This window comes from Paenibacillus amylolyticus (assembly GCF_051136285.1).
GTDB classification, from domain to species: domain Bacteria; phylum Bacillota; class Bacilli; order Paenibacillales; family Paenibacillaceae; genus Paenibacillus; species Paenibacillus amylolyticus_F.
The window spans coordinates 4,618,934-4,644,552 of sequence record NZ_CP194938.1; the positions used below are offsets into that span (position 1 = coordinate 4,618,934).

32 protein-coding genes and 1 other annotated feature (1 of these 33 cut by a window edge) are annotated in these 25,619 nt (G+C 45.2%); all 32 genes read left to right on the top strand.

Features of this window, described 5'->3' with window-relative positions; genetic code table 11:
• Positions 1–52: a sequence feature (ribosomal protein L10 leader region), on the top strand; it begins 95 nt to the left of the window's first position.
• Between the two features lie 23 nt (positions 53–75).
• A complete protein-coding gene (rplJ, locus tag ACR8BL_RS20200) occupies positions 76–579 on the top strand; it encodes a 50S ribosomal protein L10 (RefSeq protein ID WP_434749258.1) in 504 nt (167 codons plus the stop codon).
• A gap of 71 nt (positions 580–650) precedes the next feature.
• Positions 651–1,013 carry a 50S ribosomal protein L7/L12 gene (rplL, locus tag ACR8BL_RS20205; protein ID WP_434749259.1) on the top strand — a complete coding sequence of 121 codons (363 nt, stop codon included), beginning with the start codon at positions 651–653 and terminating at the stop codon, positions 1,011–1,013.
• Positions 1,014–1,111: 98 nt separating this feature from the next.
• The gene (locus ACR8BL_RS20210) at positions 1,112–1,714 is read left to right on the top strand and encodes a class I SAM-dependent methyltransferase (protein WP_434749260.1); all 603 of its coding nucleotides are present in this window, start codon (positions 1,112–1,114) and stop codon (positions 1,712–1,714) included.
• Positions 1,715–2,126: 412 nt separating this feature from the next.
• Entirely contained in the window at positions 2,127–5,672 is a 3,546-nt protein-coding gene (gene rpoB, locus ACR8BL_RS20215; RefSeq protein ID WP_434749261.1) for a DNA-directed RNA polymerase subunit beta, read from the top strand.
• 113 nt (positions 5,673–5,785) lie between these two features.
• Positions 5,786–9,400: a DNA-directed RNA polymerase subunit beta' gene (gene rpoC, locus ACR8BL_RS20220; RefSeq protein WP_434749262.1), complete on the top strand. Its 3,615-nt coding sequence runs from the start codon at positions 5,786–5,788 to the stop codon at positions 9,398–9,400.
• A 202-nt stretch (positions 9,401–9,602) separates the two neighbouring features.
• Positions 9,603–9,851 carry a ribosomal L7Ae/L30e/S12e/Gadd45 family protein gene (locus tag ACR8BL_RS20225; RefSeq protein WP_434753190.1) on the top strand — a complete coding sequence of 83 codons (249 nt, stop codon included), beginning with the start codon at positions 9,603–9,605 and terminating at the stop codon, positions 9,849–9,851.
• Positions 9,852–10,001: 150 nt separating this feature from the next.
• Complete coding sequence (gene rpsL / locus ACR8BL_RS20230; RefSeq protein ID WP_056697677.1) at positions 10,002–10,424, top strand: 30S ribosomal protein S12; 423 nt, start codon at positions 10,002–10,004, stop codon at positions 10,422–10,424.
• Between the two features lie 87 nt (positions 10,425–10,511).
• Entirely contained in the window at positions 10,512–10,982 is a 471-nt protein-coding gene (gene rpsG / locus ACR8BL_RS20235) for a 30S ribosomal protein S7 (protein WP_018753997.1), read from the top strand.
• Positions 10,983–11,032: 50 nt separating this feature from the next.
• Positions 11,033–13,111, top strand: coding sequence for an elongation factor G (gene fusA, locus ACR8BL_RS20240; RefSeq protein ID WP_434756417.1), 2,079 nt, complete (start codon positions 11,033–11,035; stop codon positions 13,109–13,111).
• 94 nt (positions 13,112–13,205) lie between these two features.
• On the top strand, positions 13,206–14,396 hold the full coding sequence (tuf, locus tag ACR8BL_RS20245; RefSeq protein WP_123067252.1) for an elongation factor Tu: 1,191 nt from the start codon (positions 13,206–13,208) through the stop codon (positions 14,394–14,396).
• A 433-nt stretch (positions 14,397–14,829) separates the two neighbouring features.
• Positions 14,830–15,138 carry a 30S ribosomal protein S10 gene (gene rpsJ, locus ACR8BL_RS20250; protein WP_017692074.1) on the top strand — a complete coding sequence of 103 codons (309 nt, stop codon included), beginning with the start codon at positions 14,830–14,832 and terminating at the stop codon, positions 15,136–15,138.
• A 47-nt stretch (positions 15,139–15,185) separates the two neighbouring features.
• Positions 15,186–15,809: a 50S ribosomal protein L3 gene (gene rplC / locus ACR8BL_RS20255; RefSeq protein WP_090924677.1), complete on the top strand. Its 624-nt coding sequence runs from the start codon at positions 15,186–15,188 to the stop codon at positions 15,807–15,809.
• A 25-nt stretch (positions 15,810–15,834) separates the two neighbouring features.
• Positions 15,835–16,458, top strand: a complete 624-nt coding sequence (rplD, locus tag ACR8BL_RS20260) for a 50S ribosomal protein L4 (protein WP_090924676.1) — start codon at positions 15,835–15,837, stop codon at positions 16,456–16,458.
• The gene (rplW, locus tag ACR8BL_RS20265; RefSeq protein ID WP_090924675.1) at positions 16,458–16,748 is read left to right on the top strand and encodes a 50S ribosomal protein L23; all 291 of its coding nucleotides are present in this window, start codon (positions 16,458–16,460) and stop codon (positions 16,746–16,748) included. Before rplD ends, rplW begins: the two co-directional genes overlap by 1 nt.
• A gap of 31 nt (positions 16,749–16,779) precedes the next feature.
• Positions 16,780–17,610: a 50S ribosomal protein L2 gene (gene rplB / locus ACR8BL_RS20270; protein WP_434749264.1), complete on the top strand. Its 831-nt coding sequence runs from the start codon at positions 16,780–16,782 to the stop codon at positions 17,608–17,610.
• A 71-nt stretch (positions 17,611–17,681) separates the two neighbouring features.
• A complete protein-coding gene (gene rpsS / locus ACR8BL_RS20275) occupies positions 17,682–17,960 on the top strand; it encodes a 30S ribosomal protein S19 (protein WP_056697694.1) in 279 nt (92 codons plus the stop codon).
• Positions 17,961–17,995: 35 nt separating this feature from the next.
• On the top strand, positions 17,996–18,328 hold the full coding sequence (gene rplV / locus ACR8BL_RS20280; RefSeq protein WP_090924674.1) for a 50S ribosomal protein L22: 333 nt from the start codon (positions 17,996–17,998) through the stop codon (positions 18,326–18,328).
• Positions 18,329–18,343: 15 nt separating this feature from the next.
• Positions 18,344–19,009 carry a 30S ribosomal protein S3 gene (gene rpsC / locus ACR8BL_RS20285; RefSeq protein ID WP_090924673.1) on the top strand — a complete coding sequence of 222 codons (666 nt, stop codon included), beginning with the start codon at positions 18,344–18,346 and terminating at the stop codon, positions 19,007–19,009.
• Positions 19,010–19,011: 2 nt separating this feature from the next.
• Positions 19,012–19,446 carry a 50S ribosomal protein L16 gene (rplP, locus tag ACR8BL_RS20290; protein ID WP_024633581.1) on the top strand — a complete coding sequence of 145 codons (435 nt, stop codon included), beginning with the start codon at positions 19,012–19,014 and terminating at the stop codon, positions 19,444–19,446.
• The gene (rpmC, locus tag ACR8BL_RS20295) at positions 19,436–19,633 is read left to right on the top strand and encodes a 50S ribosomal protein L29 (RefSeq protein WP_017692083.1); all 198 of its coding nucleotides are present in this window, start codon (positions 19,436–19,438) and stop codon (positions 19,631–19,633) included. The genes rplP and rpmC overlap by 11 nt, the downstream gene beginning before the upstream one ends.
• A gap of 48 nt (positions 19,634–19,681) precedes the next feature.
• The gene (gene rpsQ / locus ACR8BL_RS20300) at positions 19,682–19,948 is read left to right on the top strand and encodes a 30S ribosomal protein S17 (protein WP_434749265.1); all 267 of its coding nucleotides are present in this window, start codon (positions 19,682–19,684) and stop codon (positions 19,946–19,948) included.
• 36 nt (positions 19,949–19,984) lie between these two features.
• Entirely contained in the window at positions 19,985–20,353 is a 369-nt protein-coding gene (gene rplN / locus ACR8BL_RS20305) for a 50S ribosomal protein L14 (RefSeq protein ID WP_024633579.1), read from the top strand.
• Positions 20,354–20,394: 41 nt separating this feature from the next.
• Complete coding sequence (rplX, locus tag ACR8BL_RS20310) at positions 20,395–20,748, top strand: 50S ribosomal protein L24 (RefSeq protein WP_090924672.1); 354 nt, start codon at positions 20,395–20,397, stop codon at positions 20,746–20,748.
• 32 nt (positions 20,749–20,780) lie between these two features.
• Entirely contained in the window at positions 20,781–21,323 is a 543-nt protein-coding gene (gene rplE / locus ACR8BL_RS20315; protein WP_090924671.1) for a 50S ribosomal protein L5, read from the top strand.
• 74 nt (positions 21,324–21,397) lie between these two features.
• Positions 21,398–21,583: a type Z 30S ribosomal protein S14 gene (locus ACR8BL_RS20320; protein WP_013312154.1), complete on the top strand. Its 186-nt coding sequence runs from the start codon at positions 21,398–21,400 to the stop codon at positions 21,581–21,583.
• Between the two features lie 32 nt (positions 21,584–21,615).
• Positions 21,616–22,014 carry a 30S ribosomal protein S8 gene (gene rpsH, locus ACR8BL_RS20325; RefSeq protein WP_123067254.1) on the top strand — a complete coding sequence of 133 codons (399 nt, stop codon included), beginning with the start codon at positions 21,616–21,618 and terminating at the stop codon, positions 22,012–22,014.
• Between the two features lie 30 nt (positions 22,015–22,044).
• On the top strand, positions 22,045–22,587 hold the full coding sequence (rplF, locus tag ACR8BL_RS20330) for a 50S ribosomal protein L6 (RefSeq protein WP_090924669.1): 543 nt from the start codon (positions 22,045–22,047) through the stop codon (positions 22,585–22,587).
• 117 nt (positions 22,588–22,704) lie between these two features.
• Positions 22,705–23,073 carry a 50S ribosomal protein L18 gene (gene rplR, locus ACR8BL_RS20335; RefSeq protein ID WP_017692090.1) on the top strand — a complete coding sequence of 123 codons (369 nt, stop codon included), beginning with the start codon at positions 22,705–22,707 and terminating at the stop codon, positions 23,071–23,073.
• A gap of 27 nt (positions 23,074–23,100) precedes the next feature.
• Positions 23,101–23,598, top strand: coding sequence for a 30S ribosomal protein S5 (gene rpsE, locus ACR8BL_RS20340; RefSeq protein WP_024633574.1), 498 nt, complete (start codon positions 23,101–23,103; stop codon positions 23,596–23,598).
• Between the two features lie 12 nt (positions 23,599–23,610).
• The gene (gene rpmD, locus ACR8BL_RS20345; RefSeq protein WP_017692092.1) at positions 23,611–23,796 is read left to right on the top strand and encodes a 50S ribosomal protein L30; all 186 of its coding nucleotides are present in this window, start codon (positions 23,611–23,613) and stop codon (positions 23,794–23,796) included.
• A gap of 43 nt (positions 23,797–23,839) precedes the next feature.
• Positions 23,840–24,280 (top strand): 50S ribosomal protein L15, encoded by a 441-nt coding sequence (gene rplO / locus ACR8BL_RS20350; protein ID WP_434749266.1) that lies wholly within the window; start codon positions 23,840–23,842, stop codon positions 24,278–24,280.
• A complete protein-coding gene (gene secY / locus ACR8BL_RS20355) occupies positions 24,280–25,578 on the top strand; it encodes a preprotein translocase subunit SecY (RefSeq protein WP_434749267.1) in 1,299 nt (432 codons plus the stop codon). Before rplO ends, secY begins: the two co-directional genes overlap by 1 nt.
• Positions 25,579–25,619 lie beyond the last annotated feature (41 nt).

A 25,619-nucleotide genomic window follows, 5' to 3' on the forward strand; every position in this document is an offset into this window, starting at 1 on the left:
CGAGTATATATCAAGCCTTCGTGATTCTACGGAGGCTTTTCTTAATGGGATAAATTTGATCAGGAGGTGTACAGATTGGCAAACGCAAAAGTGATTCAAGCAAAACAAGAGTCCGTTGATGCAGTAACAGCAAAATTGCGCGAGAGCGCTACGACTGTTGTTGTTGACTATCGTGGATTGAACGTTGCCCAAGTAACTGAACTGCGTAAGCAGCTTCGTGAAGCGGGAATCGAATTCCAAGTGCTGAAAAACTCGTTGCTTCGCCGTGCGGCTGCAGCAGCTGAACTGACAGAACTGAACGATGTTCTTACAGGTCCTACTGCAATTGCATTTAGCGTAGATGACGTTGTTGCTCCAGCTAAAATTCTGAACGACTTCGCGAAAAAGAATGATGCACTGGAATTGAAAGGTGCAGTTGTTGAAGGTCGCGTAATCGGAGTAGAAGAAGTTAAAGCATTGGCAGAACTGCCTTCTCGCGAAGGTCTCCTCTCCATGCTCCTCAGTGTGCTTCAAGCGCCAGTGCGCAACTTCGCGCTTGCGGTTAAAGCTGTTGCGGAAAAAGAAGAGCAAAGCGCGTAAGCGTTTTGATCTACATGCTGCTTAGCAGTAACGAATAACAAAAAAATAAAATTATATATGGAGGTTCAATCATGAGTAAAGAGCAAATCTTGGAAGCAATCAAAGGCATGACTGTACTGGAACTGAACGATCTTGTTAAAGCAATCGAAGAAGAATTCGGCGTAACTGCTGCAGCTCCAGTAGCTGCTGCAGGTGCCGGAGCTGCTGCAGCTGAAGCTGAGCAATCCGAATTCGACGTAATCCTGACTAACGCTGGTGCTTCCAAAATCAACGTTATCAAAGCAGTTCGCGAAATCACAGGTCTTGGCCTGAAAGAAGCAAAAGAACTGGTTGACAATGCTCCAAAACCACTGAAAGAAAAAGTAGCTAAAGAAGAAGCAGAAGCTGTTAAAGCTAAGCTTGAAGAAGCTGGCGCTACAATCGAAGTTAAATAATTTAGCTTATCCAAGCTGAATGAACAAAACAACAAACCCCTTGACTTATATCAAGGGGTTTGTTGCTGTAAATGTAACTATGGAAAGTGAGTGAGGGCATGTCCAATCATTATTATTCGGACAAACCGCAAGTAGCACATGATCGCAAGGCTGCGGAAGCGGTACTTCGCGGAATTAGTCTGCGACTTGTGACGGATGCTGGTGTTTTTTCCAAGAATGGAATCGATTATGGCAGCAGAGTGTTAATTGATGCGATGGAACTGCCGTCAGGCGCTCATGTTCTCGATGTGGGATGTGGTTACGGGCCAATCGGGCTTACAGCAGCAAAACTTGTACCGGATGGGCATGTCACCATGATCGATATCAACGAGAGAGCTGTTGAGCTTTCCAAAGAAAATGCTAAGGGCAATGGCATTGGCAATGTTACTGTAATTCAGAGCAATCTACTGACTGAAGTAAAAAAGCGGGATTTCGACGTGATCTTGACGAATCCTCCTATACGAGCTGGCAAAGAGACAGTGCATACTATCTTTGATCAGGCCTATAACCATCTGAAGATAGGTGGGGCGTTATGGATTGTCATTCAAAAGAAACAGGGAGCACCTTCAGCGAAAGCGAAGTTGGAATCGTTGTTTACACGAGTGGAAGAAGTAACGAAGGATAAAGGTTATCGAATCTTCAAAGCGGTGAAAGAAGAGTAGAGGAACTGTAAGAGGTTCATTCGAATTTGTAAAGTAAGCAGGGGATCATTTTTTTTGCAATAGGCCTATTGACTTGAAATTTAAGCCGTGGTATAGTTGTAAAATGTCAGTATTAAGATGCCCTACTTGGCTTTAGCTAACTGAAAATGTCAAGCTTTTTTACGCCGAACCGGGCTTATTATGCCTATGTTTGGCGTATAATATGTACATTTTGGGCAAACTGGGGATAAGAATGATTTGGAAAGACATCCGCCGATCAAAGTTGCTCCTTTATCGAACGACATTTCGAATAAGGGCTTTTCTTTATTTGCGGGTGCATTGTTTTGCTCTGTATGTGTACCATTATAAGGTTACAAACAGAGGTTCGCAACGAAATTTTTAAAGTGAGTAGACATTGAGGGGTGAGTTTAAGTTGGCAGGACATCTTGTTCAATATGGTCGACGCACTCGGCGCAGTTATGCACGAATTAACGAGATACTCGAAGTTCCGAACCTGATTGAAATCCAACAGAAATCATATGACTGGTTTTTGGAGGAAGGGTTGCGCGAAATGTTCCAGGATATCTCGCCGATCCAGGATTTTACAGGTAATTTGATTTTGGAATTTATCGATTACAGTCTCGGAGAACCGAAGTATACAGTAGACGACGCGAAAGAGCGCGACGTTACTTATGCAGCACCGCTTCGGGTCAAAGTCCGGCTCATTAATAAGGAAACCGGAGAAGTCAAAGAGCAGGAAGTATTCATGGGAGATTTCCCGCTGATGACAAATACCGGCACATTTATTATTAATGGTGCTGAACGGGTTATTGTCAGCCAGTTGGTTCGCTCTCCTAGCGTTTACTTCAGTACCAAAGTAGATAAAAACGCCAAAAAAACGTATACCGCTACAGTAATCCCTAACCGCGGCGCTTGGCTGGAGCTGGAGATGGATGCGAAGGATGTTGTTTACGTCCGGATCGACCGTACACGTAAAATACCGGTTACGGTTCTCCTGCGTTCACTAGGTTTTGGCACAGACGCTGAGATTTTGGATTTGCTCGGTAATGACGAATATATCCGTAACACGCTGGACAAAGACAATACGGATTCAACGGAGAAAGCACTCATTGAGATCTATGAGCGTCTTCGTCCAGGCGAGCCGCCAACGTTGGATAATGCAAAGAGCTTGCTTGTTGCACGTTTCTTTGATCCGAAACGTTATGACCTCGCAAATGTTGGTCGTTACAAAATCAACAAAAAGCTTCACATCAAAAACCGTTTGTTTAATCAGCGTTTGGCTGAGTCCCTGATCGACGCTGAAACAGGAGAGATCATTGCAGAAGCAGGTCAGATGGTGGACCGTCGTTTGCTCGACGAAATCATGCCATACCTGGAGAAAAGTGTTGGTTTCCGCACATATCATGTGGGGAACGGCGTTTTGGATGCCAATGATATCCCGATGCAAACCATTGATGTGTTTTCACCAATCGAAGATGGTAAAGTGGTTAAACTGATTGCTAATGGTGACATTGACAAATCTGTGAAAAACATCACGCCAGCAGATATTATCTCTTCCATCAGTTACTTCCTTAACTTGCTGCATGGCATCGGAAGCACGGATGATATCGATCACCTGGGTAACCGTCGTCTGCGTTCTGTTGGTGAGCTTTTACAAAACCAGTTCCGTATCGGTTTGTCCCGTATGGAGCGTGTGGTTCGTGAAAGAATGTCCATCCAGGATGCAAACGTCATTACACCACAGGCATTGATCAACATTCGTCCGGTCATTGCATCGATTAAAGAGTTCTTCGGTAGCTCTCAGTTGTCACAGTTTATGGATCAAACGAACCCGCTGGGTGAGTTGACGCATAAACGTCGTCTGTCCGCACTCGGACCAGGTGGTTTGACACGTGAGCGCGCAGGCATGGAAGTCCGTGACGTCCATCCATCCCACTATGGCCGGATGTGTCCAATCGAGACACCAGAGGGACCAAACATCGGTTTGATTAACTCGTTGTCAACGTTTGCCCGTGTGAACGAATATGGTTTCATTGAAGCTCCGTATCGTTGGGTTGATCCGAAGACTGGTGTTGTAACCGAGCAGATCGATTACTTGACAGCAGACGAAGAGGACAACTATGTTATCGCACAGGCGAATGCAAAGCTGAATGAAGACAGCACCTTTGAAGAAGAAGCGATCATTGTACGTTACAACAAACAGTCGGATAACATCCTTACGATGCCGAGTGAGCGAGTGGACTACATGGACGTATCTCCTAAGCAGGTTGTATCCGTCGCTACGGCGCTCATTCCGTTCCTTGAGAACGATGACTCCAACCGTGCCCTGATGGGATCAAACATGCAACGGCAGGCGGTTCCGCTCTTGATTCCTAAAGCTCCGCTTGTAGGAACAGGTATGGAACACAAAGCCGCGAAAGATTCCGGTGTATGTATTGTTGCCGATTATGATGGAATTATTGAACGGTCCTCGGCGAATGAAATTTGGCTTCGTCGTGTTGAAGAAGTAGACGGCCAAGAAGTCAAAGGCGATATCGTTAAATATAAATTACACAAATTTATGCGTTCGAACCAAGGAACATGCATTAACCAACGTCCGATCGTGAAAAGAGGCACTGCTGTAAAAGCTGGCGACATTCTTGCGGACGGTCCTTCCACAGAAATGGGCGAATTGGCTCTTGGACGTAACGTTGTTGTTGCCTTCATGACATGGGAAGGTTACAACTATGAGGATGCGATCCTGCTCAGTGAAAAACTCGTTAAGGAAGATGTATACACATCCATTCATATCGAGGAATATGAGTCGGAAGCTCGTGATACCAAGCTCGGACCTGAAGAGATCACACGTGATATCCCTAACGTTGGGGAAGAAGCGCTGCGTAATCTGGATGAGCGTGGTATTATCCGCATCGGTGCTGAAATCGCCGCAGGCGACATTCTCGTTGGTAAAGTTACACCAAAAGGGGTAACAGAACTGACGGCAGAAGAACGTCTCTTGCATGCGATCTTTGGTGAAAAAGCACGTGAAGTACGTGATACATCCTTACGTGTACCTCACGGTACCGATGGTATCGTAGTTGACGTGAAAGTATTTACCCGTGAAAACGGAGATGAACTGCCACCAGGTGTGAACCAACTCGTTCGTGTTTATATTGCCCAAAAACGGAAAATTTCCGAGGGTGATAAAATGGCCGGACGTCACGGTAACAAAGGGGTCGTGGCCCGCATCTTGCCGGAAGAGGATATGCCTTTCCTACCGGACGGAACACCTGTTCAGATCGTTCTTAACCCACTGGGCGTACCTTCCCGTATGAACATCGGTCAAGTGCTTGAAGTTCACTTGGGTATGGCAGCAATGCAGCTTGGTATCCACGTAGCAACACCTGTATTCGACGGAGCGAAGGAGTATGACGTCTTCGATACGATGGAAGAAGCAGGTATGCAGCGTAATGGTAAAACCGTGCTGTATGATGGTCGTACAGGTGAAGAGTTTGAACGTGAAGTTACCGTTGGTGTCATGCACATGATCAAACTGGCGCACATGGTTGATGATAAAATCCATGCCCGTTCCACAGGTCCTTACTCACTTGTTACGCAACAGCCGCTGGGTGGTAAAGCCCAATTCGGTGGACAGCGTTTCGGGGAGATGGAAGTTTGGGCGCTTGAGGCTTATGGTGCTGCTTATACCCTGCAAGAAATCTTGACGGTTAAATCCGATGATGTTGTTGGTCGGGTGAAAACGTATGAGTCCATTGTCAAAGGCGAGAACGTGCCGGAACCAGGCGTTCCAGAATCGTTCAAAGTATTGATCAAAGAGCTGCAAAGCTTGGGTATGGACGTTAAGATTTTGAGTGAAGATGAGCAAGAGATTGAAATGAAAGAAATGGACGATGAAGATGACGCTGCGAGCGATAAGCTCAGCCTCAACCTTGAGGGTACAGAGGTCGGAGCGGAGTAACTGCTTCTGGCGCATGATGACCGGCGTTTTTCATCAGGCTCGCGTCTTACTCCGGCTTCGGCCGGAGAGGGCGTAACCTAGAATACAGGAATTAGGTTAAGGAGGGTTGCTCCTTGTTGGACGTCAACAATTTCGAATACATGAAGATCGGGCTTGCTTCCCCAGAGAAAATTCGTTCTTGGTCCCGCGGAGAAGTGAAAAAACCGGAAACGATCAACTATCGTACGTTGAAACCGGAAAAAGAAGGGCTGTTCTGCGAAAAGATTTTTGGCCCTACAAAAGACTGGGAATGTCATTGCGGTAAATACAAACGCGTTCGTTATAAAGGTGTTGTTTGTGACCGCTGTGGCGTTGAAGTAACACGTGCGAAAGTTCGTCGTGAACGGATGGGACATATTGAGCTTGCTGCTCCGGTATCACATATCTGGTACTTCAAAGGTATTCCAAGCCGTATGGGTCTCGCCTTGGATATGTCTCCAAGATCTCTGGAAGAGATCATTTATTTTGCATCATATGTAGTAACCGATCCAGGAGAAACTCCTCTGGAGAAAAAACAGCTGTTGTCCGAAAAAGAATACCGCAGCTACCGTGAAAAATACGGATACGGTTTCCAAGCCGGCATGGGTGCCGAAGCAGTTAAAAAATTGCTTCAAGACCTTGATATAGACAAAGAGCTTGAATTCCTTAAGGAAGAGCTTCGCACTGCACAAGGACAACGCCGTAACCGTGCCATTAAACGTTTGGAAGTTATTGAAGCCTTCCGTAACTCTGGTAACAATCCAGAGTGGATGATCATGGATGTCCTTCCTGTTATTCCACCGGAACTCCGTCCGATGGTTCAGCTCGATGGTGGACGTTTTGCTACGTCTGACTTGAATGACCTGTATCGTCGTGTAATTAACCGGAACAACCGTCTGAAACGTTTGCTTGACCTGGGCGCGCCAGATATCATCGTGCAAAATGAAAAACGGATGCTGCAAGAAGCAGTTGACGCTTTGATCGATAACGGTCGTCGTGGACGTCCTGTTACAGGTCCGGGTAACCGTCCTTTGAAATCTCTCAGCCACATGCTGAAAGGTAAACAGGGTCGTTTCCGTCAGAACTTGCTCGGTAAACGTGTTGACTACTCTGGTCGTTCCGTTATCGTTGTCGGACCTTACTTGAAGATGTATCAGTGTGGTCTGCCTAAAGATATGGCACTCGAACTATTCAAGCCTTTTGTTATGAAAGAGCTTGTCAATAAAGGGCTCGCCCACAATATCAAGAGCGCAAAACGTAAAGTTGAGCGTGTAAGTCCTGAAGTGTGGGATGTGCTTGAAGAAGTAATCAAGGAGCATCCGGTTCTCTTGAACCGTGCCCCTACGCTTCACCGTCTCGGTATTCAGGCATTTGAACCGATTCTTGTTGAAGGTAAAGCAATTCGTCTTCACCCGCTCGTATGTACGGCATACAATGCCGACTTTGACGGTGACCAAATGGCCGTGCACGTTCCTTTGTCCGCTGAAGCTCAAGCGGAAGCACGTATCCTGATGCTGGCATCAGGTAACATTTTGAACCCGAAAGATGGTAAACCGGTTGTAACTCCTTCCCAGGATATGGTCCTTGGTTCTTATTACCTCACTATGGACAACAAGGAAGAAAAGGGTACAGGTATGATCTTGCGTACAGTGAACGAAGCTGTATCGGCATACCAACGGGGCACTGCAGGTTTGCATGCACGTGTAGCTATTCCGGTTAAGGCGCTTGGTAAAACAAGCTTCACGGATGAGCAGCAAGAAGGAATGTTGTTGACTACGGTCGGCAAAATTATCTTTAATGAAATCTTCCCGGCAAGCTTCCCTTATATCAATGATGCGACTCGTGCGAACCTGTATCAAGGTACAGCTGATCACTTCTTTGTATATGAAAAAGGTGCTGATCTGAGAGAAGCGATTATGAATGCTCCTCTGGCTGGCGGTGTCGGCAAAGAATATCTTGGCTCCATCATTGCTCGTTGTTTTGAAATTTATCACACAACAGAAACAGCGGTTATTCTGGATAAAATCAAACAGCTTGGTTTCACATACTCTACTCGTGCAGGTATTACGGTTGCGGTGTCAGACGTTATCGTTCCACCTGAGAAATTCGAAATTCTCAGACAGTCCGAAGATAAAGCGCAAATCGTTACAAATCAGTACCGTCGTGGTCTGATTACGAATGAAGAGCGTTATGACCGTATCATTGATATCTGGTCAAAATCCAAGGATGATATTACTGAGATTCTGATGAAATCGATGGATCGTTATAACTCCATCATGATGATGGTTGACTCCAAAGCACGGGGTAACAAATCGCAAATCACCCAATTGGGCGGTATGCGTGGTCTGATGGCCAACCCATCTGGTCGAATTATCGAACTCCCAATCAAATCGAACTTCCGTGAAGGTTTGACAGTACTCGAGTACTTTATCTCCACTCACGGTGCGCGTAAAGGTCTCGCGGATACAGCTCTGCGTACAGCCGACTCAGGTTACCTGACTCGTCGTCTCGTAGACGTAGCCCAAGACGTTATCGTGCGTGAAGACGATTGTGGTACAGATAAAGGCTTTACGGTAAGTCGTATTCAGGATGGTAAAGAGGTTATCGAAGATCTCTACGACCGTATTGAAGGCAGATACTGTTTCGAGACATTACGTCATCCGGAAACGAAAGAAATTATTGTAGGTCGCAATGAATTGATTGACTCTGATAAAGCAGAGGCTATCATCAAAGCGGGTATAACCAAACTGCAAATCCGCTCCGTACTCAGTTGCCGTGCGAGTCACGGTGTCTGCAAGAAGTGTTACGGTCGTAACCTTGCGACAGGTAAACATGTGGAGATTGGTGAAGCGGTTGGTATCATTGCTGCACAGTCCATTGGTGAGCCAGGAACACAGCTTACAATGCGTACGTTCCATACCGGCGGTGTAGCCGGAGACGACATCACGCAAGGTTTGCCGCGTATCCAGGAGTTGTTCGAGGCTCGTAATCCTAAAGGTCAAGCAACGATCAGTGAGATTGATGGTGTGGTTAAAGAGATTCGCGAGACCAAAGATCGCCGTGAGATCGAAATTCAAGGTGAAGCGGAATCCAAAGTATACGCAGTTACCTACGGTTCCCGTGTGCGCGTAAGCGAAGGCATGGAAATTGAAGCAGGTGATGAGTTGACAGACGGTTCCATCGATCCGAAAGAAATGTTGCGCATTAAAGGTATACGTGGCGTGCAAAACTACATCTTGCAGGAAGTACAACGCGTATATCGTAACCAAGGTGTAGAAATCAATGATAAACACGTTGAGGTTATGATCCGTCAAATGTTGCGTAAAATCCGTATCGTAGATGCAGGAGATACAACGCTGTTGCCGGGGTCATTCGTGGATATGCATGAGTACGAAAGAGCTAACAAAATAGCGATTCTTGGTGATAAAGAGCCAGCGGTTGCAAAACCAATCTTGCTCGGTATTACGAAGGCATCACTGGAAACAGACTCCTTCCTCTCAGCAGCATCGTTCCAAGAAACTACACGTGTACTGACAGATGCAGCGATCAAAGGAAAAGTCGATCAATTGCTGGGTCTGAAGGAAAATGTAATCATTGGTAAATTGATTCCTGCAGGTACGGGGATGAACCGTTACCGCAGTATCAAATTTGCTGAGCCAGAAGATGGCCAATCTTCGGTAGAAGAGTTGGAGCCAGTTTCGGTAGACTAATATAACATTCCTTATTGTAAGGAATGAAAGTGAGTGTATGTCAGGAAACGACGTTTGTATCATACAAGCGGACGATTCCTGGCGTACACGAACTTTATAAAATAATCTTTTGGAATAGCATTGACAATGTTCGCGCTAGATGCTAATATATCAAAGGTGCGTGGGCAGCTGATTGTAGTCGTCCTATTCGGAGGAATGTATGATGTCTAATGAAAAAGGCTTGCAAGATGCTCATGTCAAAATTGGTACCAAACAGACCATGCGGACAGTGCAGACAGGAATGGCTTCTGAAGTCTATGTCGCAGAAGATAGTGACCCGCAGCTCACTTTCAAAATCATTGCCTTGTGTGAACAACACAATGTGAAGTGCACGAAAGTGGACACAATGAAAAATCTCGGCAAAGCTTGCGGGATTGGAGTGGGAGCAGCGATGGCTGCTGTCGTAAAATGATAGTGTAAGGAACGTTTTTGTCCGAGAAGATTTGAAGATTCTCCAAGGCAAAAACTTTTCATTTGTCTTTTTATGAACCGCCTGGGTCTGTGGGCTTAGATAAAGGTTTGTAAAGAAACATCAATAATTGAGGAAGGGGGTGGCAATCACATGCCAACTATTAACCAATTGGTTCGTAAAGGACGTCAAGCAAAAGTTGACAAGTCTAAATCACCAGCTTTGCAAAAAGGATTCAACGCTTTGAAACGTGAATCCACTAACATCAGTGCCCCACAAAAACGTGGTGTCTGCACTCGTGTAGGTACAATGACTCCTCGTAAACCGAACTCTGCACTTCGTAAATATGCCCGTGTTCGTTTGACGAACCGTCTCGAGGTAACTGCTTATATCCCGGGAATCGGACATAACCTTCAAGAGCACAGTGTGGTATTGATCCGTGGAGGTAAAGTAAAAGACCTTGCAGGGGTTCGTTATCACATCGTTCGTGGAGCTCTCGATACTGCAGGTGTGAACAATCGTATGCAAGCTCGTTCTAAATACGGCGCAAAACGTCCAAAAGCTAAAAAAGCCTAAACCATTATAAGCAAGTTACCTGAAAGCCTTCTGGCTTAAGTCTAGAAGGTACAGGGACTGCTGAACAAGAAAGAAAGGGGGATATCCATGCCACGCAAAGGTCCAGTTACGAAAAGAGACGTGTTGCCAGATCCGGTATACAACTCCAAGTTGGTTACTCGTTTGATCAATCGCATCATGCTCGACGGAAAACGCGGTGTTGCTCAAAGCATTCTGTATAATGCGTTCAAGTTGATTCAAGAACGTACGGGTAATGACCCGATGGAAGTATTTGAAGCAGCAATCAAAAATATCATGCCAGTCCTGGAAGTTAAAGCTCGCCGTGTCGGCGGTGCCAACTACCAAGTACCAATCGAGGTAAAACCAGAGAGACGTACTGCTTTGGGTTTACGTTGGCTCGTGAACTACTCCCGCAACCGCGGTGAGAAAACAATGGAAGAGCGTTTGGCGGCTGAGATCATCGACGCTTCCAACAACACAGGCGCTTCCGTTAAGAAACGCGAAGATACGCACAAAATGGCTGAAGCGAACAAAGCGTTTGCTCACTACCGTTGGTAGGATTCAGTTCACAATAAAAATAACTTCAATTTTGAAGGGAGACCCATTTCATGGCTAGAGAGTTCTCCTTGAAAAATACACGTAATATCGGGATCATGGCTCATATTGATGCGGGTAAAACCACGACAACTGAGCGGATCTTGTTTTACACAGGACGTACGCACAAAATCGGTGAAGTTCACGAAGGCGCTGCGACAATGGACTGGATGGAACAGGAACAGGAGCGCGGAATTACGATTACTTCCGCTGCGACTACCGCTGCTTGGAAAGGCCACCGCGTAAATATTATTGATACCCCGGGACACGTTGACTTCACAGTTGAAGTTGAACGTTCCCTTCGTGTATTGGACGGAGCAGTAGGTGTATTCAGTGCGAAAGAAGGCGTTGAGCCTCAGTCTGAAACCGTATGGAGACAGGCTGACAAGTACGGCGTACCTCGTATCGCATATGTAAACAAAATGGATATCATCGGTGCTGACTTCTTGAACGTTGTATCTGATATGCGTGATCGCCTTCAAGCGAACGCAGTTGCGATTCAACTTCCGATTGGTGCTGAGAATGATTTCAAAGGTATCATTGATATTGTTGCACAACGGGCTCATATGTACAAAGATGACCTGGGACAAGATATCGAAGAAACCGATATTCCTGCGGAATTCGTTGAGCAAGTTGAAGAACTTCGCAACGAATTGATTGAGCGTGTTGCAGAACTTGACGAAGATTTGACAATGAAATACCTGGAAGGCGAAGAGATCACTATTGATGAGATCAAATCCGTTCTCCGTAAAGGTGTTGTAGATGTTAAGATCTTCCCGGTTATCTGTGGTTCCTCATACCGTAACAAAGGTGTTCAACTGATGTTGGATGCTGTTATCGATTACTTGCCAGCTCCTACAGATGTACCATCAATCACTGGTCATCTTGAAGATGGAACGGAAGCAGTTCGTAAGTCTTCTGATGAAGAGCCGTTCTCCGCTTTGGCATTTAAAATCATGACTGACCCTTACGTTGGTAAATTGACATTCTTCCGCGTATACTCCGGTGTGCTTCAATCCGGTTCATATGTATTGAATGCTACTAAAAACAAACGTGAGCGTATCGGTCGTATCCTTCAAATGCACGCAAACAGCCGTCAAGAGATCACTGAAGTTTACTCCGGTGATATCGCTGCTGCAGTTGGTTTGAAAGATACAGGTACAGGTGATACACTATGTGATGAGAAACACCCGGTTATCTTGGAATCGATGAATTTCCCTGATCCGGTAATCGAAATCGCTGTTGAACCTAAAACCAAAGCTGACCAAGATAAAATGGGTGTTGCTCTCGGTAAGTTGACAGAAGAGGATCCAACTCTTCGCGCTCATACTGACGAAGAAACAGGTCAAACAATCTTGGCAGGTATGGGTGAGCTTCACCTTGATATCATCATCGACCGTATGCGTCGTGAGTTCAAGGTTGAAACTACTGTGGGTAAACCACAAGTAGCTTACCGTGAAACATTCCGTGCTCCAGCGCGCGTTGAAGGTAAATTCGTACGTCAATCCGGTGGTCGTGGTCAATACGGTCACGTATGGGTTGAATTCGAGCCTCTTGAGCCAGGTACAGGCAGCCAGTTCGAAAGTAAAGTTGTCGGTGGATCGGTTCCAAGAGAATACATTCAACCTGCATTGTCAGGGATTGAAGAGCAAATGAAAAACGGCGTTATTGCAGGCTTCCCGCTTGTAGACGTTAAGGCTACAATTGTAGACGGATCTTACCATGATGTCGATTCCAACGAGATGGCATTTAAAATTGCCGGATCTATGGCGCTGAAAGCAGCAAAAGACAAATGTAAACCGGTACTGCTTGAGCCTATCATGAAAGTAGAAGTAACTGTTCCAGAAGAGTACATGGGTGACGTAATGGGTATGTTGAACTCCCGTCGTGGCCGCATTGAAGGTATGGATTCCCGTAGTGGAGCTCAAATCATTCGTGCTAAGGTGCCTCTTTCTGAGATGTTTGGTTACTCTACAACTCTTCGTTCCGGTACTCAAGGACGCGGCGTATTCTCCATGGAGCTTTCTCACTATGAAGAAGTTCCTAAGAGCATTGCTGAAGAGATCGTTGCCAAAACAAAAGGCACCGAGTAGTTTTCTCACACTGAATGTTTGTGCTTGAAACCTGGTTTGAAGCACTGCATTCAGTGAAACATAAAATTATAATTTTTAAGGAGGCCACGTTCAAATGGCAAAGGCTAAATACGAACGTAATAAACCGCACGTTAACATTGGTACTATTGGTCACGTCGATCATGGTAAAACAACTCTGACTGCTGCAATCACAACTGTATTGTCCAAAACTTACGGTGGTGCAGCAATTGCTTTCGATCAAATTGATAAAGCTCCAGAAGAGCGCGAGCGCGGTATCACAATCTCGACATCACACGTTGAGTACGAAACTGACACTCGTCACTATGCACACGTAGACTGCCCAGGTCACGCCGACTATGTTAAAAACATGATCACTGGCGCGGCACAAATGGACGGAGCTATCTTGGTAGTATCCGCAGCTGACGGCCCAATGCCACAAACTCGTGAGCACATCTTGCTCTCCCGTCAAGTAGGCGTACCTTACATTGTTGTTTTCTTGAACAAATGTGACATGGTTGAAGACGAAGAGTTGTTGGAATTGGTTGAGATGGAAGTTCGCGACCTTCTTAACGAATATGAGTTCCCAGGTGATGACACTCCAATCACTCGTGGTTCCGCTCGTGAAGCTCTGCAAAACCCTGATGGTGAGTGGGCTCAAAAAATCGTTGAGATGTTCAAAGAAATCGACACTTACATCCCACTGCCTGAGCGTCAAACTGACAAGCCTTTCTTGATGCCTGTCGAGGACGTATTCTCCATCACTGGTCGTGGTACCGTTGCTACAGGTCGTGTAGAGCGTGGTACTGTTAAAGTCGGCGAAGAGATCGAAATCGTTGGTATTACTGAAGAAACTAAAAAATCCGTAGTTACGGGCGTTGAGATGTTCCGTAAATTGTTGGATTCCGCACAAGCGGGTGACAACATCGGTGCATTGTTGCGTGGTGTTGATCGTACTCAAATCGAGCGTGGTCAAGTACTTGCTAAACCAGCATCTGTTAAACCACACACAGAATTCACTGCACAAATCTACGTTTTGACTAAAGAAGAGGGTGGCCGTCACAAGCCTTTCTTCACTGGATACCGTCCACAGTTCTACTTCCGTACAACTGACGTAACAGGTATCATCAACTTGCCAGAAGGTACTGAAATGGTAATGCCTGGTGACAACATCACGGTTACTGTTCAACTGATCTCTCCAATCGCAATCGAAGAAGGAACTAAGTTCTCAATTCGTGAAGGTGGACGTACAGTTGGTGCAGGCTCCGTAGCATCAATTCAAAAATAATTTGGCTTTCGCCAAATGAGCATAAGCAACAGTGTACTGGAACGAGTAACATTGTATTGTAACGAAGCTTCGGAAGAGTTCTTTATCCGACATCGGATAAAGAACTCTTTTATTATGTCAACGTTTCGGAACCTGCGTCATCTAAAATGAACAAAATTCATCTTATAGATTGATAGGTTAGGCAGCTTGGATATTGGGAAAAACATTGTACTAAACGGAGTCAATTCTTTTGAAAAGACCAGTTTAAATGTTTTTTTTAAATATGCTTGCAATACGCCCATCTTTTCTATATAATAATGAATGTTGTTCTTGTGACGTTGCGATGATGTGAGAGGTTACTGACACACCCGGCCCCTTTGCCATGGGAGAGTGGTTAGAAAATTTTCACGGAGTATGTCCGATAAAAAATTGGGCGATAGAAGGAGGGACTAAAATGGCAAAGCAAAAAATTCGTATTCGTTTGAAAGCTTACGACCACAGAATTCTTGATCAATCCGCGGAGAAAATTGTTGAAACAGCAAAACGTTCGGGTGCAGGTGTATCCGGTCCGATTCCGCTTCCTACTGAAAAACAAATCATTACTATTCTTCGTGCGGTGCACAAGTACAAGGATTCTCGGGAGCAATTCGAGCAACGCACTCATAAGCGTTTGATCGACATCGTTAACCCGACTCCACAAACTGTGGATGCCTTGATGCGCTTGGATCTGCCGTCCGGTGTAGATATCGAAATTAAACTGTAATATATAGCAACAAACAAGACCACGTATAAAGGAAAAGAGGTGTCAACATGAAAGGTATCTTAGGAAAAAAACTTGGAATGACTCAAGTGTTTACCGCTGAAGGTAACGTAGTTCCAGTAACGGTTATCGAAGCAGGTCCTTGTGTTGTTTTGCAAAAGAAAGATATTGAAAACGATGGCTACGAAGCAGTTCAAATCGGTTTCGCCGATAAGAAAGAGAAAAATGCTAACAAGCCAGAAGCAGGACACGCTAAAAAAGCGAATACTGCACCTAAGCGCTACGTTCGTGAGCTTCGCGGCATTAACATTGCGGAATATGAAGTTGGCCAAGAATTGAAAGCTGACATTTTCGCTGAAGGCGAGTTCGTTGACGTAACAGGTATTTCTAAAGGTAAAGGTTTTGCCGGCGTTATCAAACGTTGGGGACAAAGCACTGGACCTATGTCTCACGGTTCGCGTTATCACCGTGGCCCAGGTTCGATGGGTTCGATCCAAGCTAACCGCGTTCCTAAAGGCAAACGCCTGCCAGGACATATGGGACATGATACTGTTACAATTCAACGTCTTGAAGTTGTTAAAGTGGACGCTGAGCGTAATGTAATCCTCGTAAAAGGTTCTATTCCTGGACCGAAGAACAGCCTTGTAAGAGTCAAAGAAACGGTGAAAAAATAACCACTGAAGAAAGGAGGAACACAAAATGCCAAAAGTATCAGTTTACAATGTAGATGGTAGCCAAGTAGGTGAAGTTGAACTGAATGATGCGGTATTCGGTATTGAACCGAATCAACACGTTCTGTACGATGCAGTTCTTATGCAACGCGCTTCTCTGCGTCAAGGTACCCACAAAGTAAAAGGACGTTCTGAAGTACGTGGCGGTGGACGTAAACCTTGGAAACAAAAAGGTACAGGTCGCGCTCGTCAAGGTTCGATTCGTTCTCCACAATGGAAAGGCGGCGGTATCGTATTTGGTCCGACACCACGGAGCTATGCGTACAAACTGCCTAAGAAAGTTCGTCGTCTGGCGATCAAGTCTGCCCTTTCATCCAAAGTGCAAGACAATGACATTATCGTTTTGGATGCTCTCGCGTTGAGCTCACCAAAAACAAAAGAATTTGCAGCTATTTTGAACAACCTCAAAGTAGGTCGCAAAGCTTTGATCGTAGCTCCTAGCTATGATGATAATGTAGCTCTTTCTGCACGGAATATTCCGGGCGTGAAATTCGTAGCTGCTGATGGTATTAATGTTCTTGACGTGCTTTCGCACGACAAACTGATCATTACGAAAGAAGCAGTTCAGAAGGTAGAGGAGGTGCTCGCGTAATGAAAGATCCTCGTGATATTGTAAAACGTCCGATTATTACGGAACGTACTGCTGACATGATGAACGACTTGAAATACGTATTTGAAGTCGATATCCGTGCAAACAAAACCGAGATCAAAAAAGCGGTAGAAGCTATTTTCGGCGTAAAAGTGAAAAACGTGAACACACTTCGTGTTCCAGCTAAACCGAAACGGTACGGACGTTATTCCGGATATACAAGCGAATGGAAAAAAGCGTTTGTAACGCTGACGCAAGATAGCAAATCGCTTGAGTTCTTTGAAACTGTATAATTGAAATCTTTGAAGTAAGGAGGGAAAACTAGTGCCAATCAAAAAGTATAAACCAACATCCCCGGCAAGACGGAATATGTCCGTTTCTACATTTGAGGAAATCACCACAGATAAGCCGGAGAAATCGTTGTTGGCCCCGTTGAGCAAACAAGCAGGCCGCAACAACCAAGGTAAAATTACAGTTCGTCACCACGGTGGTGGACACAAACGTAAATACCGTATCATCGACTTCAAACGTACTAAAGATGGAATACCGGGCCGCGTTGCTACAATCGAGTATGACCCGAACCGTACTTCCAACATCGCATTGATTCACTACGCTGATGGTGAGAAACGTTACATCATCGCTCCTAAAGGTCTGAAAGTTGGAGATCAAGTATTCTCTGGTCCTGACTCAGATATCAAAATTGGTAACGCACTGCCGCTTGAAAACATTCCAGTAGGTACGGTTATCCACAACATTGAGTTGAAACCAGGTAAAGGCGGACAATTGGTTCGTGCTGCTGGTACAGAAGCTCAATTGCTTGGTAAAGAAGAAAAATACGTTTCTGTTCGTCTCTCTTCTGGAGAAGTTCGTCGTATTCTGAAAGTTTGCCGCGCAACAATCGGATCTGTTGGTAACCAAGACCACGAGCTTATCAAAATCGGTAAAGCCGGTCGTAGCCGTTGGTTGGGTCAACGTCCTGAGGTTCGTGGTGTAGTAATGAACCCTAACGATCACCCTCACGGTGGTGGTGAAGGTCGTGCTCCAATCGGACGTAAATCGCCAATGTCACCATGGGGTAAACCTACTCTTGGTTTCAAAACGCGTAAGAAAAATAAAGCTTCTGATAAATACATCATCCGTCGCCGCACGAAGTAATACACACTGTGCATAACTTCGTGAGGCATCTACGGATGCATAAAAGCTATGTTTGAAGGGAGGATCTCCACATGAGTCGCAGTTTGAAAAAAGGGCCATTCATTGATGGCTACATGCTCAAGAAGGTAGAAGAGATGGAAGCATCAGGCAAGAAGAACGTTATTAAAACCTGGTCCCGTCGCTCTACAATTTTCCCACAATTCATCGGACACACATTTGGCGTTTACGACGGTCGTAAACACGTGCCAGTGTATGTAACTGAGGACATGGTCGGACACAAACTGGGTGAGTTCGCTCCAACCCGTACGTACAAAGGCCATACTGATGATGATAAGAAAACAAGAAGATAAATGAACATCTCTAATGTTTGAGAGGAGGTTACACAATGGAAGCAAAAGCACATGCTAAGTTTATCCGGATTGCTCCTCGTAAAGTTCAACTCGTTGTTGACTTGATTCGCGGCAAGCAAGTAGGTGAGGCGGTTGCCATTCTCCGTCACACTCCGAAATCCGCTTCTCCAGTTGTTGAGAAGTTGCTTAACTCCGCTATTGCGAATGCGGAACATAACTATTCTTTAGATGTTAATAACTTGGTGATCTCGCAAGCTTACGTAAACCAAGGACCGACTATGAAACGTTTCCGCCCTCGTGCAATGGGACGCGCAAGTCGTATTAACAAACGTACTAGCCACATTACTTTGGTGGTATCTGAGAAGTAGAAGGAGGGAAAACGTGTGGGCCAAAAGGTAAATCCAGTCGGACTTCGTGTCGGAGTTATCCGTGACTGGGAATCTAAGTGGTATGCAGGCAAAGACTTCGGTGATCTTTTGATGGAAGACGTGAAAATTCGTGAATTCCTGAAAAATAAATTGAAAGACTCCGCTATGTCTCGTGTTGAGATCGAGAGAGCGGCTAACCGCGTAAACGTAACGATTCACACAGCGAAACCAGGTATGGTAATCGGTAAAGGTGGATCTGAAGTTGAAAATCTTCGTAACCAAATTACGAAAATTGCTGGCGGTAAAAAAGTACACATTAATATTTCTGAAATTAAGAACCAAGACCTGGACGCGATCCTGGTAGCAGAAAGCATTGCACAACAATTGGAACGTCGTGTTTCTTTCCGTCGTGCTCTGAAACAAGCTATTCAAAGAACAATGCGCTCCGGTGCTAAAGGTATTAAAACTCAAGTAGGCGGACGTCTTGGCGGTGCTGAGATTGCACGTTCTGAAGGCTACAGCGAAGGAACTGTTCCACTGCACACACTGCGTGCTGACATTGACTATGGTACTGCAGAGGCTCATACTACTTACGGACGTATCGGCGTAAAAGTATGGATCTATCGTGGAGAGGTTCTTCCTACGGCTAAGAAACAAGCTGCTAAGGAAGGAGGCAACTAATCATGTTGGTACCAAAACGTGTAAAACACCGTAAGCAACAACGTGGACATATGAAAGGCCAAGCAAAAGGCGGAACTACGCTGAACTTTGGCGAATATGGTCTGCAAGCTACGGAACCGGCTTGGATTACGAACCGTCAGATCGAAGCGGCTCGTATTGCGATGACTCGTTACATCAAACGTGGTGGTAAAGTCTGGATCAAAATTTTCCCTGACAAACCAATCACTCAAAAGCCTCTCGAGGTTCGGATGGGTAGCGGTAAAGGTAACGTAGAAAAATGGGTTGCAGTAGTGAAACCAGGTAAGATCATGTTTGAACTTGCTGGTGTACCGGAGGATGTTGCTCGCGAAGCGATGCGTCTTGCCGCTCACAAACTGCCAATCAAAACGAAGTTCGTGAAACGTGAAGAATTGGGTGGTGAAGCAAATGAAAGCTAGTGAATTTCGCAACCTAACCTCTGCTGAAATCGAGCAAAAGATTGCCGGATTTAAAGAAGAACTCTTTAATCTCCGCTTTCAACTCGCTACCGGTCAGCTGGATAACCCGACTCGAATCCGTGATGTGCGGAAAGAAATAGCTCGTGCTAAAACCATCATCCGTGAAAGAGAATTGGGAATCGGTTAATTAGAGGTCGGATATACATTCCGTCTGTAATCAGGAAGGAGGCCAACAATGAGCGAAGAACGTAATACACGCAAAGTTCAGACTGGTAAAGTTGTCAGTGATAAAATGGACAAAACGATTGTTGTTGCTGTAGAAACCTACAAAAACCACAAATTGTATCATAAACGCATTAAGGTTACTAAAAAGTTCAAAGCGCATGACGAAGAAAACACTGCGAAAATCGGTGACACGGTGAAAATCATGGAGACTCGTCCGCTTTCGAAAGATAAACGCTGGAGACTTACTGAAGTCGTTGAAAAAGCGGTTATCATCTAATTGCATGATCAGCATAGCTGGAAGGAGGAATACTAAATGATTCAACCATTTACACGTTTGACTGTAGCCGACAACTCCGGTGCGAAGGAACTGATGTGTATCCGCGTACTCGGCGGTACGGGACGTCGTACAGCTCAAATCGGTGATCTGATCGTTTGTTCTGTAAAACAAGCAACACCAGGCGGCGTTGTCAAAAAAGGTGATGTAGTTAGAGCGGTTGTCGTTCGTACGAAACGTTCTGTACGTCGTAAAGACGGTTCCTACATCGGTTTTGATGAAAATGCAGCTGTTGTTGTAAAAGACGACAGAAGCCCTCGTGGAACACGTATTTTCGGACCTGTTGCTCGTGAACTTCGCGAGAAAGACTTCATGAAAATCGTTTCCTTGGCCCCAGAGGTTATCTAATAGAGTAAGCTCGTGATGTTTAGAAACAGGAGGTGTACGAAATGCCAAGAGTGAAAAAAGTTCTGGAATCCCATAACAACAAACTTCACGTTAAAAAGGAAGATACGGTTATGGTGATCAGCGGTAAAGACAAAGGTAAAAAAGGCCGTGTCATCGCTGCTTATCCTCGTGAAAACCGCGTCCTTGTGGAAGGTGTTAACATGGTGAAAAAACACCAGAAGCCTAACCAGCAAAACCCGCAAGGCGGCATTATCGAGAAGGAAGCTCCGATTCACGTTTCCAACGTGATGCACATCGATCCAAAGAGCGGAAAAGTAACCCGTATCGGTTACAAAGTGTTGGATAACGGTAAGAAAGTGCGCGTTGCAAAACGTTCCGGAGAAATTATCGACTAATTGAACCGAATGAGAAAGGAGGGCTATGATTCATGGCATCAAGAATGAAAGAACGTTACCTGCAAGAAATCGCTCCTGCTTTGATGCAGAAGTTTAACTATACAACGGTAATGCAAGTGCCGAAAATCGAGAAAATCGTTATCAACATGGGTGTGGGCGACGCTGTCCAAAACTCTAAAGTGTTGGATTCCGCAGTAAACGATTTGCAACTGATCGCAGGTCAAAAACCTGTAATCACTCGTGCAAAAAAATCTATCGCAGGTTTCAAACTGCGTGAGAACATGCCTATCGGTGTGAAAGTAACATTGCGCGGCGAGCGTATGTATTACTTCCTCGATAAATTGTTCAACGTAACACTTCCACGTGTGCGTGACTTCCGCGGTGTATCGAGCAAAGCGTTCGATGGTCGTGGTAACTACACACTGGGTCTAAAAGAGCAATTGATCTTCCCGGAGATCGAGTATGATAAAGTAGACAAAGTCCGCGGTATGGATATTGTCATCGTAACAACGGCGAAAACAGACGAAGAGTCCCGCGAATTGCTTACGCAAATGGGAATGCCTTTCGTTAAATAATGTTGGCATAAACGTTCCGGGTGTCTGGAAAGACTCCCTTTTCTCCGAAATTATTTAGGAGGTGTCAGGCTAAAGTGGCAAAAACTTCGATGAAAGTTAAACAACAACGTACACCAAAGTTTAAAGTACGTGCTTATACACGCTGTGAGCGTTGCGGACGTCCACATTCGGTACTGCAAAAGTTCAAAATTTGCAGAATTTGCTTCCGTGAATTAGCTTATAAAGGCCAGATCCCTGGCGTGAAAAAAGCAAGCTGGTAAAAAGTCCTGAACGGGAAGGAGGTTAACTCACAATGACTATGTCTGATCCAATTGCAGATATGCTTACTCGTATTCGTAACGCGAACACTGTTCGTCATGAAACGGTAGAAATGCCTGCTTCGACAATGAAAAAACAAATCGCCGATATCCTGAAGCGCGAAGGTTTCATCCGTGACGCTGAATTTATCGAAGATAACAAACAAGGGATTATCCGTGTTTTCTTGAAATACGGTCAAAATAACGAGCGCGTTATCACTGGTCTGAAAAGAATCAGTAAACCAGGTCTTCGTGTTTACACGAAAAGCAATGAAGTACCTCGCGTACTTGGCGGCCTTGGAATCGCGATTATCTCAACATCCAAAGGTGTTATGACGGACAAAGAAGCTCGTCAATCGAAATCCGGCGGAGAAGTTGTCTGCTACGTTTGGTAATATAACGTCACAAGATAGGAGGTGCAACATATGTCTCGTATTGGTCGCAAACCAATTACAGTACCAAGTGGTGTAGACATCACTTTGGACAATACCGTTATCACGGTAAAAGGACCTAAAGGAACTTTGACTCGTGAACTTCACAAAGACATGAAGGTTACAGTTGAAAACAACGAAATTACAGTTGTGCGTCCTTCCGATAACAAAACTCACCGTTCTTTGCACGGAACAACGCGTAGCGTTGTCAGCAACATGGTGAGCGGCGTAACTGAAGGATTCGCTAAATCTCTGGAGTTGGTTGGGGTCGGATATCGTGCAAGCAAATCCGGAGATAAAATTGTTCTGAACGTTGGATACTCTCACCCGGTTGAAATTACACCGGAAGCGGGAATCGAATTCGAAGTACCTTCGAATACGAAAATCATCGTTCGCGGTATCGATAAAGAGCGCGTAGGTGCTTACGCTGCTAAAATTCGTTCCGTTCGTGAACCTGAGCCGTACAAAGGTAAAGGTATTAAATATGAAGGCGAGCGTATCATCCGTAAGGAAGGTAAAGCCGGTAAGAAGAAATAAGATTTCTCTTACCGCCTTTGCGCGGCTTTCGGCTTGCTTGCTTCGTGTGTTTCTAATATACCCCGTGGCTTCTGCTTTGAAGCCAGCGAGGTAACCTGAAAGGAGTGAATCCCTGAGATGATTACGAAACCAGATAAAAACAAGGCTCGTCTGAAAAGACACCTTCGCGTTCGTAAAAAAATCCAAGGAACGGCTGCACGTCCTCGTTTGAACGTTTTCCGTTCTGGTAAACATATGTACGCTCAAATCATCGATGATGTAGCTGGTGTAACAATCGCTTCCGCGTCTACCGTAGACAAGGAGTTGAGCACTGACATCAAAAACGGTGCATCTGTTGAATCTGCTCGTAAAGTTGGCGAACTCGTTGCTAAACGTGCAAAAGACAAAGGTGTTTCCAATATCGTATTTGACCGTAGCGGATATCTGTACCATGGTCGTATCGCAGCTTTGGCTGAAGCGGCTCGTGAAGCAGGACTTGAGTTTTAAGATATTTTTCAAAAGGAGGTTAACGACTTGCGTGTAGATCCGAATACTTTGGAACTGTCTGAAAGAGTAGTAAACATTAATCGCGTAGCTAAAGTAGTAAAAGGCGGACGCCGTTTCAGCTTTAGCGCACTGGTTGTAGTCGGCGACGGCAACGGCTGGGTTGGAGCGGGTATCGGTAAAGCTGGCGAAGTACCTGATGCAATTCGCAAAGGTATTGAAGATGCTAAGAAAAACCTTGTACACGTTCCACTCGTAGGAACATCGATTCCTCACTTGGTAACAGGTAAGTTCGGCGCAGGACGCGTTCTGTTGAAACCAGCATCTGAAGGTACTGGTGTTATCGCTGGTGGTCCTGTACGTGCGGTTCTCGAACTTGCTGGTGTGGGTGACATTTTGACAAAATCTCTGGGTTCTTCGAATTCCATGAACATGGTCAATGCGACTTTGGAAGGTTTGTCCCGTTTGAAGCGTGCTGAAGACGTGGCTAAACTGCGCGGAAAATCCGTCGAAGAGCTTCTGGGTTAGGAGGGAATTCTCATGGCTAAATTAGAAATTACCCTCGTCCGTAGCTTGATCGGACGTCCGGAGACGCAAAGAACAACTGTGAAAACATTGGGCTTGCGCAAAATCAACAGCAAAGTGGTTCAAAACGATAATCCTGCCATCCGTGGTATGATTAACAAAGTAAGTCACTTGGTAGCTGTCAAAGAAGTAGAAGCATAAGAACGGGTTAATCCCACAAATCTTTAAGGAGGTGCAACGAACGATGAAGTTACATGAGCTTTCTCCATCACCTGGATCCCGTAAAGAGCGTAAGCGTCTTGGTCGCGGTCCAAGTAGTGGTACTGGTAAAACATCAGGTCGCGGTCACAAAGGACAAAACGCTCGTTCTGGCGGTGGTGTACGTCCAGGCTTCGAAGGTGGACAAAATCCATTGTATCGTCGATTGCCAAAACGCGGTTTCGTAAACCCAACTCGCAAAGAATATGCAGTTGTGAATATTGAAGACCTGAATAGTTTGGCAGCTGGTACTGAAGTAACTCCAGAATTCTTGATGACAAACGGCGTAGTTAAAAACGCTAAATCCGGAATCAAGATCCTGGGTAACGGTGAAGTTACTGTGAAGCTGACTGTTAAAGCTAACAAGTTTTCTCAATCTGCGGTAGAGAAAATTGAAGCTGCCGGCGGTACAACCGAGGTGATTTAATGTTCAAGACCCTAAAGAATATCTGGCGGGTTGAGGATCTGCGCAAAAGGGTATTATTTACCCTTTTTGTACTGATCATTTACCGCATCGGCTCCTTTGTCCCCGTTCCGGGTGTTAACAAAGATGTGTTCGAAGCGACAAATTCTGCGGGTAAAGAAGTTTTTGGACTTCTGAATACATTCTCGGGTGGAGCACTGTTTCAGTTCTCGATATTTGCACTCGGGATTGTACCTTACATCACTGCGTCTATCATAGTACAATTGCTTTCCATGGACGTTATTCCAAAATTAGCGGAATGGGCAAAGCAAGGTGAACAAGGTAAGAAAAAATCTGCACAATTGACTCGTTACTTAACAATCGGGTTGGCATTGATTCAAGCGTTTGGTACGTCGATCGGATTCAATCGCTTGTACAATACTGACATGATTCCTAACGCTACATTTGCAGATTATATCTTGATCGCGATTGTACTTACGGCGGGTACTTCATTCCTCATGTGGCTTGGTGAGCAGATCACCGAGAAGGGCATAGGAAACGGGATTTCGATCTTGATCTTTGCGGGTATCCTATCTACGGTGCCTAATATTATCAAACAAACGATCGAATCTGACTTCATTCAACCTGATCAGTTGTTCATGAACATCCTTAAAGGTGTGATCATCGCGATCGTGATCGTTTTGATTATCATTGGAGTCATTTACATTCAGCAGGCGATTCGGAAAATCCCGGTACAGTATGCAAAACGTGTCGTAGGTAACAAAATGTACGGTGGACAGAATACACATATCCCGCTGAAAATTAATGCGGCTGGTGTTATCCCTGTCATCTTCGCATCATCGCTGTTGATGTTCCCAACGATTATCGCTAACTTCTGGGCTAATCAAGGTTGGGCACAGTGGATCGGTCAGAACTTGACTACACACAAACCTCTTGGTATGGTGCTGTACGTTGTGATGATCTTTGGATTCACATTCTTCTATACTTTTGTACAGATGAATCCACAGCAGATGGCTGATAATATGAAAAAGAACGGCGGTTACATCCCAGGTATTCGCCCGGGTAAAGCAACCGAGAAATATCTGACCCGTGTCATGACTCGTTTGACAATGGCCGGAGCCATATTCTTGGCAGTTATTTCCGTTCTGCCTGTATTCTTAGGGGCACTTTCTGGTTTGCCTCAATCAGCGCAAATTGGGGGAACTTCCCTCCTGATCGTTATCGGTGTTGCGCTGGATACGATGAAGCAAATCGAAAGCCAATTGATCAAACGCCACTACAAAGGTTTTATCAATAAATAGGCGATAGGTTCCGGTTGAGTAAAGATTTACTTGCCGGCACC

Excerpts from the sequence above, each read along its gene's own strand:
- fusA (WP_434756417.1), top strand. The coding sequence starts at position 11,033 with ATGGCTAGAGAGTTCTCCTTGAAAAATACACGTAATATCGGGATCATG.
- secY (WP_434749267.1), top strand. The coding sequence starts at position 24,280 with ATGTTCAAGACCCTAAAGAATATCTGGCGGGTTGAGGATCTGCGCAAA.
- rplN (WP_024633579.1), top strand. The coding sequence starts at position 19,985 with ATGATTCAACCATTTACACGTTTGACTGTAGCCGACAACTCCGGTGCG.
- rplX (WP_090924672.1), top strand. The coding sequence starts at position 20,395 with ATGCCAAGAGTGAAAAAAGTTCTGGAATCCCATAACAACAAACTTCAC.
- rplW (WP_090924675.1), top strand. The coding sequence starts at position 16,458 with ATGAAAGATCCTCGTGATATTGTAAAACGTCCGATTATTACGGAACGT.
- rpsJ (WP_017692074.1), top strand. The coding sequence starts at position 14,830 with ATGGCAAAGCAAAAAATTCGTATTCGTTTGAAAGCTTACGACCACAGA.
- ACR8BL_RS20210 (WP_434749260.1), top strand. The coding sequence starts at position 1,112 with ATGTCCAATCATTATTATTCGGACAAACCGCAAGTAGCACATGATCGC.
- rpsS (WP_056697694.1), top strand. The coding sequence starts at position 17,682 with ATGAGTCGCAGTTTGAAAAAAGGGCCATTCATTGATGGCTACATGCTC.
- rplF (WP_090924669.1), top strand. The coding sequence starts at position 22,045 with ATGTCTCGTATTGGTCGCAAACCAATTACAGTACCAAGTGGTGTAGAC.
- tuf (WP_123067252.1), top strand. The coding sequence starts at position 13,206 with ATGGCAAAGGCTAAATACGAACGTAATAAACCGCACGTTAACATTGGT.
- rplL (WP_434749259.1), top strand. The coding sequence starts at position 651 with ATGAGTAAAGAGCAAATCTTGGAAGCAATCAAAGGCATGACTGTACTG.
- rplD (WP_090924676.1), top strand. The coding sequence starts at position 15,835 with ATGCCAAAAGTATCAGTTTACAATGTAGATGGTAGCCAAGTAGGTGAA.
- rplC (WP_090924677.1), top strand. The coding sequence starts at position 15,186 with ATGAAAGGTATCTTAGGAAAAAAACTTGGAATGACTCAAGTGTTTACC.
- rpsQ (WP_434749265.1), top strand. The coding sequence starts at position 19,682 with ATGAGCGAAGAACGTAATACACGCAAAGTTCAGACTGGTAAAGTTGTC.
- rpsH (WP_123067254.1), top strand. The coding sequence starts at position 21,616 with ATGACTATGTCTGATCCAATTGCAGATATGCTTACTCGTATTCGTAAC.
- rplR (WP_017692090.1), top strand. The coding sequence starts at position 22,705 with ATGATTACGAAACCAGATAAAAACAAGGCTCGTCTGAAAAGACACCTT.
- rplV (WP_090924674.1), top strand. The coding sequence starts at position 17,996 with ATGGAAGCAAAAGCACATGCTAAGTTTATCCGGATTGCTCCTCGTAAA.
- rpsG (WP_018753997.1), top strand. The coding sequence starts at position 10,512 with ATGCCACGCAAAGGTCCAGTTACGAAAAGAGACGTGTTGCCAGATCCG.
- rpmC (WP_017692083.1), top strand. The coding sequence starts at position 19,436 with ATGAAAGCTAGTGAATTTCGCAACCTAACCTCTGCTGAAATCGAGCAA.
- rplO (WP_434749266.1), top strand. The coding sequence starts at position 23,840 with ATGAAGTTACATGAGCTTTCTCCATCACCTGGATCCCGTAAAGAGCGT.
- rpmD (WP_017692092.1), top strand. The coding sequence starts at position 23,611 with ATGGCTAAATTAGAAATTACCCTCGTCCGTAGCTTGATCGGACGTCCG.
- rplP (WP_024633581.1), top strand. The coding sequence starts at position 19,012 with ATGTTGGTACCAAAACGTGTAAAACACCGTAAGCAACAACGTGGACAT.
- rplE (WP_090924671.1), top strand. The coding sequence starts at position 20,781 with ATGGCATCAAGAATGAAAGAACGTTACCTGCAAGAAATCGCTCCTGCT.
- rpsL (WP_056697677.1), top strand. The coding sequence starts at position 10,002 with ATGCCAACTATTAACCAATTGGTTCGTAAAGGACGTCAAGCAAAAGTT.
- ACR8BL_RS20225 (WP_434753190.1), top strand. The coding sequence starts at position 9,603 with ATGTCTAATGAAAAAGGCTTGCAAGATGCTCATGTCAAAATTGGTACC.